Annotated in this window: 10 protein-coding genes and 3 pseudogenes; 5 read left to right on the forward strand and 8 right to left on the reverse strand. The window is 63.2% G+C overall.

Translation table 11 applies throughout. The features are described 5' to 3' along the window. The first annotated feature begins 31 nt into the window (after window positions 1-31). Both H3T92_RS06920 and gnd read left to right on the forward strand, forming a co-directional pair. Window positions 32-709: a gluconokinase gene (locus H3T92_RS06920; protein ID WP_232341911.1), complete on the forward strand. Its 678-nt coding sequence runs from the start codon at window positions 32-34 to the stop codon at window positions 707-709. A 54-nt stretch (window positions 710-763) separates the two neighbouring features. After that, window positions 764-1,675: pseudogene (gene gnd, locus H3T92_RS06925) on the forward strand (phosphogluconate dehydrogenase (NAD(+)-dependent, decarboxylating)); the annotation flags it as partial. Here gnd and H3T92_RS08295 read toward each other — a convergent pair. From H3T92_RS08295 to H3T92_RS06935, 3 genes and pseudogenes are all read right to left on the reverse strand, one after another. Then, a complete protein-coding gene (locus tag H3T92_RS08295; protein WP_332468208.1) occupies window positions 1,665-2,072 on the reverse strand; it encodes a family 43 glycosylhydrolase in 408 nt (135 codons plus the stop codon). The pseudogene gnd and the gene H3T92_RS08295 overlap by 11 nt on opposite strands. 106 nt (window positions 2,073-2,178) lie before the next feature. Beyond that, window positions 2,179-2,595 (reverse strand): annotated as a pseudogene (locus H3T92_RS08300) (family 43 glycosylhydrolase); the annotation flags it as partial. Between the two features lie 83 nt (window positions 2,596-2,678). Then, window positions 2,679-3,227 (reverse strand): annotated as a pseudogene (locus H3T92_RS06935) (carbohydrate ABC transporter permease); the annotation flags it as partial. A gap of 298 nt (window positions 3,228-3,525) precedes the next feature. On the opposite strand from H3T92_RS06935, the gene H3T92_RS06940 reads away from it, so the two are divergent. Continuing rightward, window positions 3,526-4,560, forward strand: a complete 1,035-nt coding sequence (locus tag H3T92_RS06940; RefSeq protein ID WP_198189657.1) for a LacI family DNA-binding transcriptional regulator — start codon at window positions 3,526-3,528, stop codon at window positions 4,558-4,560. Between the two features lie 69 nt (window positions 4,561-4,629). On the opposite strand, the gene gndA is transcribed toward H3T92_RS06940, so the two are convergent. From gndA to H3T92_RS06955, 3 genes are all read right to left on the reverse strand, one after another. Continuing rightward, a complete protein-coding gene (gene gndA, locus H3T92_RS06945; RefSeq protein ID WP_198189658.1) occupies window positions 4,630-6,096 on the reverse strand; it encodes an NADP-dependent phosphogluconate dehydrogenase in 1,467 nt (488 codons plus the stop codon). Window positions 6,097-6,208: 112 nt separating this feature from the next. Next, window positions 6,209-8,530, reverse strand: a complete 2,322-nt coding sequence (locus tag H3T92_RS06950) for a KUP/HAK/KT family potassium transporter (protein WP_144085247.1) — start codon at window positions 8,528-8,530, stop codon at window positions 6,209-6,211. 175 nt (window positions 8,531-8,705) lie between these two features. Further along, a complete protein-coding gene (locus tag H3T92_RS06955) occupies window positions 8,706-9,662 on the reverse strand; it encodes a TatD family hydrolase (RefSeq protein WP_198189659.1) in 957 nt (318 codons plus the stop codon). Between the two features lie 198 nt (window positions 9,663-9,860). Here H3T92_RS06955 and H3T92_RS06960 point away from each other — a divergent pair, with 198 nt between their 5' ends. Further along, window positions 9,861-10,925, forward strand: a complete 1,065-nt coding sequence (locus H3T92_RS06960; RefSeq protein ID WP_144085245.1) for a glycoside hydrolase family 43 protein — start codon at window positions 9,861-9,863, stop codon at window positions 10,923-10,925. A 325-nt stretch (window positions 10,926-11,250) separates the two neighbouring features. Here H3T92_RS06960 and H3T92_RS06965 read toward each other — a convergent pair whose 3' ends face one another. Both H3T92_RS06965 and metG read right to left on the reverse strand, forming a co-directional pair. After that, a complete protein-coding gene (locus H3T92_RS06965; RefSeq protein WP_144085244.1) occupies window positions 11,251-14,271 on the reverse strand; it encodes an HAD-IA family hydrolase in 3,021 nt (1,006 codons plus the stop codon). Window positions 14,272-14,498: 227 nt separating this feature from the next. Then, a complete protein-coding gene (gene metG / locus H3T92_RS06970; RefSeq protein WP_144085243.1) occupies window positions 14,499-16,370 on the reverse strand; it encodes a methionine--tRNA ligase in 1,872 nt (623 codons plus the stop codon). Window positions 16,371-16,664: 294 nt separating this feature from the next. Here metG and H3T92_RS06975 point away from each other — a divergent pair, with 294 nt between their 5' ends. Further along, window positions 16,665-17,276, forward strand: a complete 612-nt coding sequence (locus H3T92_RS06975) for a hypothetical protein (RefSeq protein ID WP_144085242.1) — start codon at window positions 16,665-16,667, stop codon at window positions 17,274-17,276. Window positions 17,277-17,382: the final 106 nt, after the last annotated feature.

The following is a 17,382-nucleotide window of genomic DNA, read 5'->3' on the forward strand; positions in this document are numbered from 1 at the left end:
ATTGTCAGATTACTTTTCAGAAAGGTTACACATGGTCGACACATCGTCAAAGAATTCTGACGCGCTGAGCGCAGAAGATCATCCGGAGCCCCAGGTCCCCTCGGCAGTGGACAACACGGTTCCCCCGGACTACTTCCAAGGCCGCACCCCCGTTCTGGTCATCATGGGAGTCGCCGGCTGCGGCAAGACCACCATGAACGAGCACCTGGGCAACAAGCTGGGCTGGGACATGGCCGAGGCCGACGACTTCCACCCCCAGGCCAACATCGACAAGATGGCCCGCGGCATCCCCCTGAACGACCAGGACCGATGGCCCTGGCTGGACAGCATCCATGAGTGGATCGAGGATCACATGCGCCGTGGAGTGCCCGGAACCGTCACCTGCTCGGCCCTGAAGCGGATCTATCGTGACCGGCTGCGGATGCCGGGCGTGGTCTTCATTCACCTGAGCGGGGACTACGACTCCATCATGGAACGGCTCTCCAAGCGGAAGGGCCACTTCATGAAACCGCAGATGCTGCGCTCCCAGTTCGATGACCTGGAGCCCCTGGGACCGGACGAGGTCCACCTGACTATTGACGTGGGTCTGCGCATGGCTCCCGAGATCGAGGCCGAAGAGGTCATCGACACCTTGGGCCTGCAGTGCGACGTCAAGGCGCACACCGCTCAGGTTCAGGCCGAGCGCGCCCGGCAGGCAGCCCGCCAGTAGCACCGACGATTCGGCCCGACCGCGGCCGACCACCAACCATCGCGGTCAACTTCACACTGTTGCAGTCAAGGGAGAGGAACTGACACTATGAAGATTGGCATGATCGGCCTGGGACGCATGGGCAAGAACATGGCGGACCGCCTGCGCACCGGCGGCCACCAGGTGGTCGGCTACGACATCGCGCCGGACTCGGGCAGGGATGTGGACAGCCTGCAAGCCCTGGTCCAGGCCCTCGAGGCACCACGAGTGATCTGGGTCATGGTCCCGGCCGGCAAGCCCATCGAGTCCACGCTCGATCAGCTGGGCGATCTGATGGAGCGCGGCGACCTGGTCGTGGACGGGGGCAACACCCGCTTCACCCAGGACCAGGAGCACGCCCAAGCCCTGGCCGCCAAGGGCATAGGCCTGGTGGACGTGGGCACCTCCAACGGCATCTGGGGCAAGGAAAAGGGCTACGCCCTGATGGTCGGCGGCTCGGATCAGGACGTGGCTCGGATCCAGCCCATTCTGGACACTCTGAAGCCCGAGGGCGACTACGGTCTGGTCCACGCGGGAGGAACCGGCGCGGGTCACTATGCCAAGATGGTTCATAACGGCATCGAGTACGGGATGATGCAGGCCCTGGCCGAGGGGTATGCGGTCCTGGAGGCCTCCGACCTGATCAAGGAGCCGGGCGAAGTGGTGGAGTCCTGGCGCAAGGGTTCGGTCATCCAGTCCTGGTTGCTGGACCTGCTGGCCCAGGCCCTGAAGGAGGACCCCCACCTGAGCGGAATCGCCGGCAAGGCCGATGAGACCGGCGAGACCAAGTGGATGATTGCGGATGCCCTGGAGTTGGGTGTGCCTACACCGGCCATCACCTCGGCCCTCTACGCCCGCCAGTCCTCCAAGATCGAGGACCCCATGACCATGAAGGTGGTGTCCGCCCTGCGCAGCGCCTTCGGCGGCCACCCCATCGTCAGGGAGTGACCAAGTCCCGAGCCGGGTACCAGTAGGATCCCACCTGCGGACGAACCTGGACCATGGCGCCGTCGTCGTCGAAATCCAAGGGAGCGAAGACGATTTCGCGATGGCAGCCGTCGCCCCGGCCGTCCCTGGCGAACCTGTGGTAGGCCACAATCCAGTCGTCCCGGCCCGGCACACGGGTGATGCAGTGGTGTCCCGTGGCCAGGATCCCCTTGGCATGATCAGCCTGGATCAAGACCTGGGGCTCGGTCCAGGGCCCGTCCAGCGATGGCGCACTGGACCAGCGGATCCGGTAGCTCGGATCCCTGGTGTCGTTCTCCGACCATGAGGCATAGTAGGTGTCTGCCCGTCGGCTGATGGTGATGGCCTCGCGGAAGTTGTCGGGCACGGCGGAGCGCACCGAGCCATCTTCCAGACGCAGACCGTCCGGGGCTCAGCTGCCCCATGTAGGCACGGCCATTGCCCCAGAGCAGATAGGGCACATCGTCGTCATCCACAAAGACCGAGGGATCGATGGGCAGGCAGTCGTAGTCCCCCCGGACGATGAATGGCTCCTGGGCCGCCCGGAAGGGTCCAGTCGGCCCAGGAGCGACAGCCTGGCCAATCTGCCCGTCGGCCACAAAATACAGGATGCAGCGTCCCTGGCGCACCAGCAGGCAGGGAGCCCAGGCACCCTGTCCCCCATGCCACCAGGGAACCTGGTCCAAGTCCAGGATTTTTCTGCGGCTCCAGTGGCAAAGGTCCCCGGATTCATAGACATAGAAGGCGTGCGAGGACCATTCAGGCAGACCGTCCTCGGTGCAGTACAGGTACCAGCGGTCCCCGATCATGACCAGATCCGGGTCCGCGCAGTAGCGATGCAGGGGGTTGCTCGCCAAACTCGTCCTCTTCGATCTTTGATGTGCGCTTGCGAATTCCTCCATGGACTATGACTCCGATTCCTTACGAGTGCGGCGGCCGGAACCTCCGGCCGCCGCCATTGACTGCGACCTTCCGACTGGTCGCCTTACCCCTTGACTGCTCCGGCAACCAGCCCGGAGACGATCCACTTCTGGCAGAAGATGAAGAAGACAAAGACCGGGATCAGGGCCAGGACCGTGATGGTCATGAAGCTGGGCCAATCAGTGGTGAACTGGCCGACTGCGTTGTAGACCTGCAGGACGATGGTGCGCAGGTTGGAGCTGCTGATGAAGACGTTGGCCGTCATGAAGTCGTTCCAGGTCGACATGGTCTGGAAGACCACCACTGTGGTCAGGATGGGCCTGATCAGGGGCAGCACGATGCTCCAGAAGATCCTTAAGGGACCGGCCCCGTCAATCCTGGCGGCCTCGATGACCTCGAAGGGCAGGGACTGCATGTAGCCCACGATCAGGAAGTAGCAGAAGACCGCCCCGCCCAGGTACATGATGATCAGGCCCAGGAGCGTGTTGACCAGCCCCACGCTGGACTCCATCCGGTAGAGGGGGATCAGGGTGGACTGGGTGGGAATAACGAAGGCGATCATGAGGATCACCCCGATGACCGAGGTGAAGATCGACTTGCGCAGGATCATCCCAGAGTGGTCTTGGACCCGTCAGCGCCACCAGCCCCGCAGGCACCCATGGCCGATATCACTATGCCGACCCCCAGCGCCGCAGCTATGCCCTTCCATGCTCGCTTCAGCTTCATGACTCCTCCTTGCAATCAATCCTCTGAACATCCGTCCGGGCTGTTCAACATCGAGACCCGGGAATTGACACGATTCAATTGCTGTCACAATATGGTATAGCACGTTGATTGAATCGTGTCAATCACATTCTGCTAAGGCACCCCGCGTGCCTAAGATAATGGCTAAACCCCGGGAAAGGTGCGAGATGGTGACGATGAGCGATGTAGCCAAGGAGGCGCAGGTCTCTCGGGCCACTGCCTCCTATGCCCTTCGAGGCGATACACGCATAGCGGATGACACCAGGCGCAGGGTCCTGCTTGCCGCCCGCAAGCTCCGCTATTCGGCCAACCTGTCAGCCAGAAGCCTGCGCTCAGGCAAGAGCGGCATCATCGGGGTGGCCATCTTCGAGCTGGACAAGCCCTACCCTGCGCAGATGAGTGCCGCTATCTCACAGCAGATCAACGCCCACGGCATGCAAGCCATCATCCAGCAGACCTCCAACTCCAAGCAGGACGAGATCTCCATACTGCGGCATGTGACCAGCCAGCTCTGCGACGGCACCATCTTCAGTCCAGGCAGCATTACCAACGAAGAGATGCAGGAGCTGGCCGATGGCAAGCCTCTGGTCCTGCTGGACGACCCCTCAGCCGAGCCGGTCTTCGATTCGGTCATGACGGCCAGCACCGAGGGAGCTGCCATGGCTGTGCAGCACCTGCTGGACTGCGGATGCCGGCGAATAGGCGTGGTGGGTGCCGACATGACGGCCAGCACCGATCCGGCCCAGCGGCACGCGGTCCGCGGCCGCAGGGTAGCCGGCTGTCTGAAGGCTCTGAAGGCCGCCGGAATCAAGGCCCGTCCCCAAGACTTCCTTCCTCTGGATCGCTGGGACGGGGAAATGGCCCGCGACCTGGGCCATCATCTGGCGGACACGTCCGACCTGCCCTTTGATGGCATCTTCTGTATGACCGACTCCCTGGCCCTGAGCCTGATTCGAGGACTGCACGAATGCGGTGTGGAGGTCCCCCGGGACCTGGCCGTGGTAGGATTCGACGGCATTCAGGAAGGAGCGCTCTACATACCTTCGCTGACCACCATCAGCACCGACAAGGAGGATCTGGCCCGCAAGGCGGTGGACGCCCTCCTGGCCCGTCTGCAAGGCGACGACGATAACCGTCCTCCCACCCGGACGACTGCCGCCTGCCGGCTGGTGGTCCGGGAATCCACAGCCAAGATTCGCTGACAGGATGACAAAAGGGTCCGCGCCGCCGACTTAGCGGCGGCGCGGACCCCTGCGGTTCTGGCGAGAAGCTCAGTCCTGCTTGATCTCGGACTTGTCCTCGGCCCAGAGGGTGTGGAAGGCGCCTGGCTGATCCACGCGCCCATAGGTGTGGGCGCCGAAGAGGTCACGCTGGCCCTGAATCAGGGCGGCGGGGAGCCTATCGGAACGCAGCCCGTCGTAGTAGGACAGGGAGCTGGCGAAGACAGGGATGGGGATGCCGGCCTGGGTGGCGCGGGCCACCACACGCCGCCAGGAATCCTGGGCCTGCTCGACCGCCTGCTTGAAGAAGGGGTCGAAGAGCAGGGAGCCCGGCTCACGGCCAGAGGCGTATGCATCGGAGATCCGATTCAGGAACTTGGCCCGAATGATGCAGCCGCCACGCCAGATGCGGGCGATGGCACCCATGTCCAGCTTCCAGCCGTAGACCTGGGCACCCTCCTGCATCTCGTTGAACCCTTGGGCATAGGCCACGATCTTGGAGGCGTAAAGCGCCTGGCGGATGTCCTCGATGAAGGACTTGCGAGCCTCGGGGTCGTCGGCCAGGTCGGCCATGACGGCCTTGGGCTGCGGCCCTTCCAGACCCTCCTGGGCCGCCTGACTGCGCAGCTCCGGCGAGGAGGACAGCCCCCGGGCAAAGACGGCCTCGCCGATGCCGGTCACGGGCACGGCAAGATCCAACGCGGTCTGCACGGTCCAGGTGCCGGTGCCCTTCATGCCGGCCTGGTCGGTGACGATGTCGATGAAGGGCTTGCCTGTGGCAGCATCGGTGTGATGGAGCACCTCAGCGGTGATCTGCACCAGATAGGAGTTCAGATCCCCCTGGTTCCACGCTTCGAAGACCTGGGCGATGGCCTCAGGCTCCATGCCCAGGCCCCGGCGCATCAGGTCATAGGACTCGGCGATCACCTGCATGTCGGCGTACTCGATGCCGTTGTGAACCATCTTGACGAAGTGGCCCGCACCGTCGGTGCCGATATGGGTGACGCAGGGCTCGCCATCGACCTTGGCGGCGATGGACTCCAGGATGGGTCCCAGGGTCTTCCAGGACTCATCGGTCCCGCCCGGCATCATGGAGGGCCCCAGGAGGGCGCCCTGCTCGCCACCTGAGACACCGCAGCCCACGAAGTGCAGCCCGCGGGCCCTGATGGCCTTCTCCCGACGGATGGTGTCCTTGAAGTAGGCGTTGCCGGCGTCGACGATGATGTCCCCCGGCTCCATCAGGTCGGCCAGGTCGTCGATCATCTGGTCGGTGGGATCCCCGGCCTTGACCATGATGATGGCCGTGCGGGGCTTGGTCAGCGAGGCCACGAACTCCTGCAGGGTCTTGGCCGGGACGAACCGGCCCTCCTGGCCATGATCGTTGATCAGGGTCTCGGTGCGCGAATAGTGGCGGTTGTAGACCGCAACGGTATTGCCGTGCCGTGCCAGGTTCCTGGACAGGCTGGCACCCATGGCGGCCAGACCCACGACTCCGATATTGGCTTGAGCTTGTGTCATCACATCACCTTTCGACGGTAGCCCGGAAAGGCCGGGCACCAGGTTCCATGCCGTCAATTCTATGGCCCGGCCCCGATTTGGGCCAGGCTCCATAGGGTGAGATTCCACTCACTCAGCCCTTGTGGTGCTTGCCGCCCTTGATCTTGCGGGAGGGCAGGACCACACGCGTCAGCTTGGGAACCGCCCGGGTGGAGACGAACAGGGGCTGCACCTCCACGATGGGGTTGTAGGGAGCCAGGCCGAACCATTTGATCGGCGAGCCAGCCACCTTGCGGATGGCGTACTTGACCTTTAGTGAGAATGCGCCGCGGGAGTCGATCTTGGACTCGGGCATCAGGGCCTTGTGGACCAGCACATAGGTGACTGTGCCGATTTGCGGATCCTCGTCCACCTTGGGGTAGATAGAGGGCTGCTTGGGCAGCTCGCCGCTGTCGATCAGCTCATGCATGATCTGGTGCAGGTAGGTGGCCACATTCTGATCCACCTTGAAGCCCAGCCTCATGCGCACGCGGAAGAGGTAGTTGGTGCCGAAGTTCTCCACCGAGTACTTGCGGGTGTAGGGGGCGTCCGTGGTCTGGACCGAGACGGCCCACCAGGCCCGGGCCCGCTTGGGCCGGTTGGCGAAGATGGAGAAGAAGATGTCGGTGTCCAGACGCCGCATCTCCGCATCCGAGGTCAGATAGACCAGGTTGTCTGCGTAGTAGGGGACGCGGAAGTCGTTGTGGAGCATCTCCAGGGCGGGCAGACACTCCTTGGCTGTCATATGCCGGCGTTGCGAGCGCTCCACCTTGGTGCCCACATCCCAGGTGTACATGATGTAGAGGATGGCCGCGGTCAGCAGCATGGTGAACCAGCCGCCGTGCATGAACTTGGCCATGGAGGCCATGAAGAAGAGGATCTGAATGGCCAGGAAGACCAAGGCGAAGAGCAGAGAGAACACGCGCTTGCCGTCGTGCCAGATGTAGTCGGCCAGCAGAACGGTGGTGGTGATCATGGTCACAGTCAGGGCCAGTCCGTAAGCGGCCGAGATGTGCTCGGAATCCTTGAAGATGGCCAGCACCGTCAGCGTAGCTACGCACAGGACCCAGTTGATGGTGGGGATGTAGAGCTGGCCGCGGGTGCGCGCCGGGTAGCGCACCTGAAGATGGGGCATCCAGTTGAGGCCGGTGGCCTCCGAGACCATGGTGAAGGCACCCGTGATCAGGGCCTGCGAGGCGATGACGCCAGCGGTCACCGACAGGATCACCGCCACGTACCGCACGGTGGTAGGCATCATCTGGAAGAAGGGGTTGAGCCCATCCACACCCTGCAGGGCCTTATTGTCGCGATTGCGCAGGATCCAGGCCCCCTGGCCGAAGTAGTTGAAGACCAGAGCGATGTTGATGAAGGGCCAGGTGGCGTAGATGTTGCCACGGCCCACATGGCCCATGTCGGAGTAAAGGGCCTCGGCTCCCGTAGTCGACAGGAAAACCGTGCCCATGATGGTCAGGCCCACCGGGTTCTGCGGGCTGAAGAGGAAGCGAATCCCGTAGACCGGGTTCAGGGCCTCAAAGATGGACCAGTCATTGCCGATGCAGTAGATGCCGATCAGGGCCAGGAAGGCGAACCAGACCATGACCACGCTGCCGAAGACCTTGCCGATCCGCTCGGTTCCGCGCGACTGGACCGCAAACAGGATCAGGATGATCACGAAGGTGATGACCATGGTTAGGTTCCCGTTTTCACGGAAGATCGGAGTCAGGACGGGGATGGTCTTGAGTCCTTCGACTGCCGAGGATATGGAGACCGCAGGAGTCAGCACCGAATCAGCCAGGAAGGCCGCGCCGCCGACCATGGCCGGGATGGCCAGCCATTTGCCATAGTGCCGGACCAGGGTGTACAGGGCGAAGATGCCGCCCTCGCCCTTGTTGTCGATCCGCATGGCCACCAGCACGTACTTGACCGTGGTGATCAGCGTGATGGACCAGAAAACCAGGGAGAGCATGCCCAGCACGGCCGCCCTGTCCACACGGGCCATGCCGCCCTGCCCTGCCACGAAGGCCTGCATGGTATACAAGGGTGAGGTGCCGATGTCGCCGTAGACCACGCCCAAGGCCACAATGCACATGCCCAGGCTGATCCTGTCTGGCGAAGACTGCACCCGCCGCCACCAGCGGCCCAGAGGGCCCTTTGGCGGGGTGCGGCGACGCTGGGCCGCCCGCTGGGCCTCGCGCCGGACCCGCTTGAGCTCGTTCTCCTCCTCCCGGGTGCGGGACTTGGCCGAGATCTTGGGAGCCTTGGTGAAGCTCTCCTGAGGAAGTATCGATTCTTTCGTCGGCTGACCCTTGCGACGGGCCGTCGTCGGCTTCGCCCTTTTTTCACCGGATAACCGGGGTGGTTCGTCAGCGCCCCTGCCATCATCCTGAGCCGCCAACTCATGCCGCTCATCCGCCATAGAGCCCTCCATCGGCCAAAGCCTTCACTCATCTACTTCCGGGTGCCGTATGTTGCTGTTTGCGCACACGTGCGACGACAACCGTAGCACTCTCCCCCCACACTCGGCAGGGGCGATTCAGACCGCGACACACCATTAGCTTAATCCCGCCCTGGCACTATGCGTCGAACATCCTTCACAGGCCATAAACCCGGCGCGTGGTGGCTGCTGTCGCTTCGGCCACTTGGGCCAGGGGGCGATCCAGGGCATCAGCCATAGCGCGCAGGGTGTATGGAATCATGTAGGGGGAGTTGGTGCGTCCCCGGTAGGGCATGGGACTCAGGTAGGGCGCATCGGTCTCCACCATGATGTGGTCCATGCCGACCACGGACAGGCCCTGGCGGATTCCCTCGTTGCCCTTGTAGGAGACCGTCCCCGAAAAACTCAGATACCAGCCGTGCTCGGCAGCCACCTGGGCCATCTGCGCATCCCCCGAATAGGAATGGAAGATCGTGCGTTCGGGAGCGCCGTCCTCCAGCAGGGTCTCAATAACCTGCCGATGGGCGTCGCGGTCGTGGATCTGCATGGGCAGGCCCAGCTCCTTGGCCAGGGCGATGTGGTCGCGGAAGGCCTGCCGTTGGATCTCTTCGGCCCCCTGGCCGGTTCGGAAGAGGTCCATGCCCGTCTCTCCGATGGCCACCACCTGGTCGGGATATGCCCGAGCCAGGCGGGCGACCTCCTCAAGCGCCTGCTCGAAAGAAACCTCATGCCAGGGCTGATATTGCAGCGGCAGTCCATCCGGTCCCGGCACCCCTCGATGGCCGTGCAGGACGGCCTCATTGGGATGGATGGCCAAGGCCGCGTGAACCACCCCGGGATGGGCCAGCGCCAGATCCACAGCCGTCTGCAGGTTGGGCAGCTCGCAGCCCACGTCGATGGCCCCAACCACCCCCACAGCACGGGCCCTTTCCAGCTGCTGGTCGACTGTGCGGACGGGGACCGGATCCTGCCCGCGCTCCCTGGCCTGCCGGTCCATCTCCTGGGCGAAAGGGACCACGGAGGCCATGTGGGTGTGATCGTCGATGACTCCGATGCCTTCGGGCAGTGGCTCGGGATCGGGAGCCCAGCTGCGGTTGCGATGATGCTTGCTCATGGTCCACAGTCTAAGGTCTTGTGCGGCCCAATCTTCGACCCGCCCAGGTGGCCGACTCCGCCAAAAGGGAGGACTGCAGCTAGAATCACCTCTGACGGCCCAGGACCAGCCGGATAGGAAGAACGAAGAAGCAGCCGTCGTCCGTCTGCCAGTCCCCCGCCGCCGCGGTACCGTTGCCGAAGGCAGAAAAGGTGGATTATGTCTATGGATTGGCAGCCCTCGTTCGAGGCGACCAGCGCCTACCTCTTCGTCCACTTCACCGGCTATGAACAGGCTGAGACGGATGAGCAGCTCTACTTCGCCCTCAGCCGGGACGGCCTGCACTGGCATGACCTGCGCGCCCAGGGAGACCCTGTTCTGACTTGGAGCGAGGGCGAGGGCGGCGTACGCGACCCCTATATTGTTCGAGGCCCTGACGGCCTCTTCCACATCATCGCCACCGACCTGTCCGTCTACCACAGGGGTGGCTGGCAGGAGGGCCGGTCCACGGTGGATGGATCCACCGGCCTGGTCATCTGGGATTCCCCGGATCTGGCCCACTGGGGCAGACCCCGCCTGGTGGACGTGGCTTCGGCCATTCCCAAGGCGGGCATGGCCTGGGCGCCGGAGGCCTGCTGGGACGCCGACAGGGAGCAGTGGATAGTCTTCTGGGCCACGGCGGCCGCCGACAGCGCCGAGGACCCGGCCGCAGCCGACCTGGCCAACGAGCTGGGTGACGGCATCAACATGTACTACGCCACCAGCACCGATCTGGTGTCCTTCTCCCGCCCGGTCAAGTGGATTGACCGCAGCAACGGGATCATCGACACGACCATGCTCAAGGCGCCCGACGGCTGGTGGTACCGGGCCTCCAAGGATGACCAGATCACCCTGGAACGCACCCGCAACCCCTATGCGGTCACCCATGAGCTGGTGCGTACCGACGACGACCAGGCCTGGTCATACCTGTCCAACCTGACCGACATCTTCGGCCAGGGGCGCTACTCCTCGCGGTATCTGGAGGGCCCCGAGCTCTTTCTCTACAACGATGCTGACGCCGCAGGACCCGACGGCCGAACCATGCCTTTCGGCCTGATCTGCGACCAGTTCGCCGAGGGCCGGGGCTATCTGCCCTTCCGCTCGGCGGATTTGTCATCCAGACGGCGGCAGGACTGGGCCCTGGTTACAGATATGAACTTCGGCCGGCTGACCAAGCGCCACGGCTCCATCATGCCCATCACCGAGAGCGAGTACCGAGTTCTGAAACGGACCCTGACCCGCTGAGCGGCGGCAGCATGCAGGCAACCATGACGAAGCCTTACACGAATAAAATCCCATAATCGTGCGTAAGTGCTCCAATCAATGCCTCCACCTGTACCGCAACAGGGAACGCGGCCAGTAAAACTCAGACCTGGGCTAGAAGTGAGCCAAATCAGGACATGTTCACTTCTCGTTTTTCATGAGACTGTTCCCGAAGCTACAGACCCACTCAAGTCCCCAGCGTCAAGTCCCAGTTATCCTCGATCCGTCCGGCATCCACTTAATCCATTGGAGTCTGCATCAGGTGCACCTGCGGATCCCGGGTGTGTCTAGGCCCAGAATCCGGAGATCATATATGGCGTGGATGCCCCTGGACCAGAAGATCCAGCTCGGGTCCTGACACGCGCTTCAGATCGACACCGTCTGTCGTTACAGCAACCTGGAACCTGGTGCCCCGCACCTCCAGCTCGTAGGTCATCGAGCGCCAGGATGAAGGCAGGCGGGGGTCAATACTTAGCCCGGTTCCGCCGGTGTCCCGCAGGCCGCCGAAGCCGCAGACCAGGCTGGACCAGACGCCTCCACAGGCAGCCAAATGGATGCCGTCCGTCGTGTTGGCATGCAGATCGTCCACGTCCGTAAACAAGGACCGACGGAAGTACTGCATGGCCAGCTGGTCATGCCCCACCTCGGCGGCGAGGATGGACTGGGAGGCTGCTGACAGGGTCGAATCCCCAGTGGTCAGCGGATCGTAGTAGTCGAAGTCGGCCCGCTTCTGCTCCGGAGTGAACCAGGAGCTGAGCAGGTAGAGAGCCATGACTACGTCGGTCTGCTTGAGCACCTTGTGCCGGTAAATAACCAGCGGATGGTAGTGCAGCAGCAGGGGCCTGGCCGTGAACCGGTCGAAGTGCCAACGGGGTCGCTGCATAAATTGAGCGTCCTGGGCATGGACTCCCTCCTGATCATCAAAGGGGACGAACATGGCTTGAGCTGCGCTGGACCATTTGTCGGCCTCACCATCGTCGAAGTGCAGCCTCTCGCGTATGCCGCCGATCAGATCTGGATGCTTCTCGCGTAGGTGCTGGTAGCCCTTGTAAGCGGCCAGGAGGTTGAACCGGGCCATCTGGTTGGTGTAGAGGTTGTCGTCAACCAGGACCGTGTACTCGTCTGGGCCGGTCACGCAGTGGATGTGGAAGCGGCCGTCCTCCTTGTAACGCCCCAGGCTCATCCAGAGACGGGCCGTCTCCACCAGGATGTCGATGCCCTCAGCTTGCAGAAAGTCTTCATCCCCGGTGACCTGCACGTACTGGGCCACCGCGTAGGCGATATCGGCATCGATGTGGTACTGGGCCGTGCCCGTGGGGAAGTAGGCGGAGGCCTCCTCACCGTCGATGGTCCTCCAGGGGAAGAGGGCGCCGTTCAGGTTGAGTGCGCAGGCCCTGCGCCTGGCCGCCGGCAGCATCAGGTAGCGGTAGTGAAGGACGGCTCTTGCCCGAGCAGGCGCCGAGTAAATCAGGAAGGGGAGAATGTAGATCTCGGTGTCCCAGAAGTAGTGGCCGCTGTAGCCGGATCCGCTCAGACCCTTGGCGCCCACGCCGTTCTCGATCTGGGCCGTGGACTGGGCCAGCTGGAACAGTTCCCAGCGCACCATCTGCTGGGTACGACCCCCATCGTCGGCCTGGATGCGGATATCCTGACGCTCCCAGAACCGATCCAGCCATTCCCGCTGACGCCGCTCCAGCTCCTCCACAGAGAGGGTGCTGACCTCCTCCAGCCGATCTCTGCAGTCCTCGACCAGATTCCTGGTCCCCTCGCCGCGGGTCTGCACGACCAGACCGTTGCCGCTGGTGCCAGCCGGAAGAATAGGGTGGCTGCGGTAGACGGCGTAACGGACCAGACGGGTGGAACCGCCCTTGGGCACGTCCATGCGCCATCCGGAGCCCTCGACAGGCCGACCATCCCTGAACTGCCGGACACCCAAGGCCAGGCTGAGCCGTGAATTATTGCAGCGAAAGACCCTGCAATCCGCGCTCAGCTCGCCATAGACCGCATTGTCCAGCACCTCATGGATTCCACAGCCGTCCACAAAGGTCGACTTGCGGGGGTCACTGGAGTTGACATGGCGGGGGTTGTCAGCGTTGACCGGGCCCTCGACCACCACAGCCATGTCCCGGTCGGGCGACTCAACGGTCAGCGTGCAGACGCTCAGGCTGCGGTCATAGAGGCAGACCATGCGGGTGAGCACGGTCTTCAGGTGGATGCTGTGGCCCAGGTCGTACAGATTGGTGGTGGTCGCGATTCCGGTTCGGAAGTCCAGACGCTGCGTGGTCTTTTCCGGCCTGCCCAGAGGCAGTCCCTCCACCTTGAGGGTGAAGTCCGAAGCATCGGGCACTCCCTGAATCAGCTGCCCTACCTTGGCATATCCGTAGGCGCTTTCGGGGTGAGCTATTCGGAAGGTGTCATGGAAGCCGCTCAGGAAGGTGCCGTTGCCCAGACAGCGCTCCCCGCCACCTTCGCCCCTGACACCGACGGAGCCGTTGGTGACCGAGAAGACTGTGGCGCTGACGGCATCGGGCTGCCCGATCTCGCTCAGGCCCCACTCTTCTACAGGGAAGCGATCCTCATCCAGACTGGGATCCTCCCCCTGCCCACGCTCGCCGGCATCGTCGTCGATCAGCTCGATCAGCTGATCCACCACCAGGTCCGCACCCGCCTTGAGCAGCTGCTCGCGGCCGGCGCCCCTGTTCACGCCCACGACCAGGCCAAACCTGCCCGCATGACCAGCGGCCACGCCTGAGAGGGCATCCTCGACCACAACAGCATCCTCATTGCGCAGGCCCAGCACCTTGGCCGCATAGGCGTAGGTGTCCGGGGCCGGCTTGCCCTGAAGGCCCATCTCGTCCTTGAGATTGCCGTCCACCACTGTATCGAAGTATCCGGCGATTCCTGCGGCCTGGAGTACCTGGGCCGTGTTGCGCGAACTGGACACCACAGCCAGACGCTTCTTGTCGGCGCGCAGGTGCCTGAGCAGATCCACCGTGTCCGGGTAGGGATCGATGCCCTTCTGCTTCAGCATCCGCTCAAAGGTCATGTTCTTGCGATTGCCGTATCCGCAGACGGTGTCCAGCTGCGGATCGTCATCCGGGTTGCCCCAGTCCAGCTCAATGCCCCTGCTGCGCAGCAGGGCGTCGACGCCATCATAGCGGGGCCGGCCATCCACATAGGCGTAGTAGTCCTGCTCCGTGTAGGCCGGGACGTTCCCGGGCAGGACCTGATCGAACAACGCCTTCCAGGCGGCCTTGTGCAGGATGGTCGTGGGCACCAGCACCCCGTCCAGATCGAAGAGCACACAGGCGAATTGGGCAATCTTCATGGTTACTCATCCTATGGGTCTTCCATGACGAAAGAACCCGGCGGTTCGAAGAGCCGCCGGGCGAGAAGAGAGAGAGAAGAAGGGGTTCAGTTATCGGGGCCGCACGACCCCCATCGGCCAGTACTTCAACCGACAGAACAAATATAACCAGCGCTACCTTGGAGGAAGTGCCCGAAAACCTCAAAGTTCTCTGTGAATCACGAATGCCGTCACGGGCGCGTCGACCGTCACTTGCCCTGGTCGCCCAGCTTGGCCTGCTCCGCCTCGAATCGGGCGCGCTCTTTGGCCTTGCGGCGGTCCAGTTGCTCCTGGAAACGATCCAGCTCCTCCTGCACGGCCTCCTTGGGAATGCGCGGAAAGATGGGTATGGGCCGTTCGATCGGCGTGCCGTCCCTGAGGGGCTCACGCGCCCAAGGGTGGACCGTCTCCCCCAGCCGGTAGTCGCCGGTGATGATGGGATAGTGGAAGCCGGACCGATCCAGGTCGTCAACCTCCTCGACACGAGGCAGGGGCGAGAAGGTGCCCTTGCCGCCCATGGTCTCCCAGACCCGCTGAGAAGCATGCGGCAGGAAGGGGGCCAGCATGGTGTTGGCGTCCAGCACGGCCTGCGCTGCGGTGTGCAGGACGGCAGCCAGTCGGTTCTGGTCATCCTTGATCTTCCAGGGCTCCTGGGCGGAGATGTACTTGTTGATATCGCCCACCAGAGCCATGGCCTCGACCAGAGCGGCCTTCTGGCGATGGTGCTCGATCAGGGAGCCCACGGTATCGAAGGCCTGCAGGCTGCGGGCCAGCAGGGCAGTATCCTCCTCGGTCAGCCAGTCCTCCTCGATGCGGGGGATGCTGCCGAAGTCCTTGTTGAGCAGGTTGGCCACGCGGTTGACCAGGTTGCCCCAGGAAGCGGCCAGCTCCTCGTTGTTGTGCCGGACGAACTCCGCCCAAGTGAAGTCCGAGTCCGAGGTCTCCGGACCAGCGATGGAAATGTAGTAGCGGACTGCATCGACCGGGTAGCGCGCCAGGATGTCCTTGACGTAGATGACGATGCCCCGCGAGGAGCTGAACTTCTTGCCCTCCATGGTCATGAACTCGCTGGCCACCACCTGCTCGGGCAGGTTGAGCTCGCCGTAGGATCCCGGCTGTCCGCCCTTGGACCCCTGGCCGTTGTAGGCCAGAATCTCCGAGGGCCAGATCTGCGAGTGGAAGGTGATGTTGTCCTTGCCCATGAAGTAGTAGCCCAGGGCCTTGGGGTCATTCCACCACTTGCGCCAGGCCTCGGGGTCGCCCTGACGGCGGGCCCACTCGATGGACGCCGACAGGTATCCGATGACGGCGTCGAACCAAACATAGAGCTTCTTGTTGGGGTCGTCGACCCAGCCGTCCACAGGCACGGGAATGCCCCAGTCGATGTCGCGGGTGATGGCTCGCGGCTTGACCTCCTTGAACAGCCCCAGGGAGAAGTTGAGCACGTTGCTGCGCCAGCCCTTGCGGGTCTTCAACCAGGCCAGGTTGGCCTCGGCCAGTGCGGGCAGGTCCAAGAAGAAGTGCTTGGACTCCTCGAACCGGGGGGTCTCCCCGTTGATCTTGGATACGGGGTTGATCAGCTCGTCCGGATCCAGCTCGTTGCCGCAGTTGTCGCATTGGTCGCCGCGAGCGCCGTCAGCACCGCAGATGGGGCAGGTCCCCTCGATATAGCGGTCCGGCAGGGTCCGGCCAGTGGAAGGCGAGATGGCCACCTTCTGCTGGCCTTCATAGATGTAGCCATTGGCCCTGCACTGGCGGAAGAGCTCCTGCACCACCTTCTCGTGATTGCCGGTCGTAGTCCTGGTGAAAAGGTCATAGCTGAGCCCCAGATCGCACAAATCCTTGACGATGACCCGGTTGTAGCGGTCGGCGATCTCTTGGGGACCCACACCCTCGGCGTCAGCCTCCACCAGGATGGGAGTGCCGTGCTCGTCAGTCCCCGAAACCATAAGGACATCATTGCCCTTCATGCGTTCGTAGCGTGCGTAGACGTCCGAGGGGACGCCGAACCCAGCGACGTGGCCGATATGACGGGGCCCATTCGCGTAGGGCCAGGCGACGGAAACAAGGATATGACTCATACCAGCAAGATTATCGGCTCAGGCCTACAATCCCCCTGCTCGTCCACAGGACTGCCGTCGAGCAAGCAGATTATCCACAAGTGCACAAATTTGGCCCTCCCTCGGGCAAATTCGGGACCAGCCGTTTACAGTCGAACCATGAATCGAGAACACGTCCTCGGGGGAGTGACGTGGACGCCTACCACTGCCTATGGCGCCAGCCACACCCTCAGAGCTACAACAAAGCCGCCAGGCCGAACACCACACGCCGACACCGCTCAACAGTGGCCCGGACCACCAGCCGGAGCAGCGCCGATGCGCACCCGCGGCCGTCCTCCTACGACCGAACTTGGGGCCCTGACACCCGATCCCAAACCGCTGCCCAGTCTGATCCAAACCGGAGATCTGCCCGGCCCGCTCAGTCTCAGCCTGTTGGTGAATGAGGGGATCGTAACCTGTCTGGACCGATCCTGCTGCTACCTGAACGAACAGGCTGAGGGACTCTACGGTCGCGCCTCCATCGTCATGCCCATGGTCCCTTACGGCGCAGCAGCATGCGGCGGACTGGCGCTCTGGATATGGATCAACGGCCGTTTCCCCGACACGCTGGACATTATCTCCAACTCCCACTTCCGCACGCCGGTTCACGGCAGGCCTCTGCACCCCCACCAGCGACAGCTGGATGCCCGCTATCTGATGAAGCTTGGGAAACTTTGGGTGACTTCGCCGCTCTGGACGGCCTGCGATCTGGCCTGCGATCCCTCGGGCCAGTGCAACGGAGAAGAGACCATAGCGGTCTTGCATGAGCTCATGGAGCGATATCAGGTCAGCTGCGGATCCTGTGAGGCGCTTCTGTCCTCCAACCCCCGCTGGCCTGGCCACGCTCAAGGGCTGGAGACCATAAAAAGACTCAAGGCGATCCTATGAGTCTGCCAGTGAGGGACGCCCGAGGTGCACATGGCCATCATCGGCACCGAGGCAGGGTCCGGGGCCATCGTGGGTCCTCTGCCACTGAACGCATGGTCCGACTCAT

The organism is Bifidobacterium sp. W8112 (assembly GCF_016101425.1).
GTDB classification, from domain to species: Bacteria; Actinomycetota; Actinomycetes; order Actinomycetales; family Bifidobacteriaceae; genus Bombiscardovia; species Bombiscardovia apousia.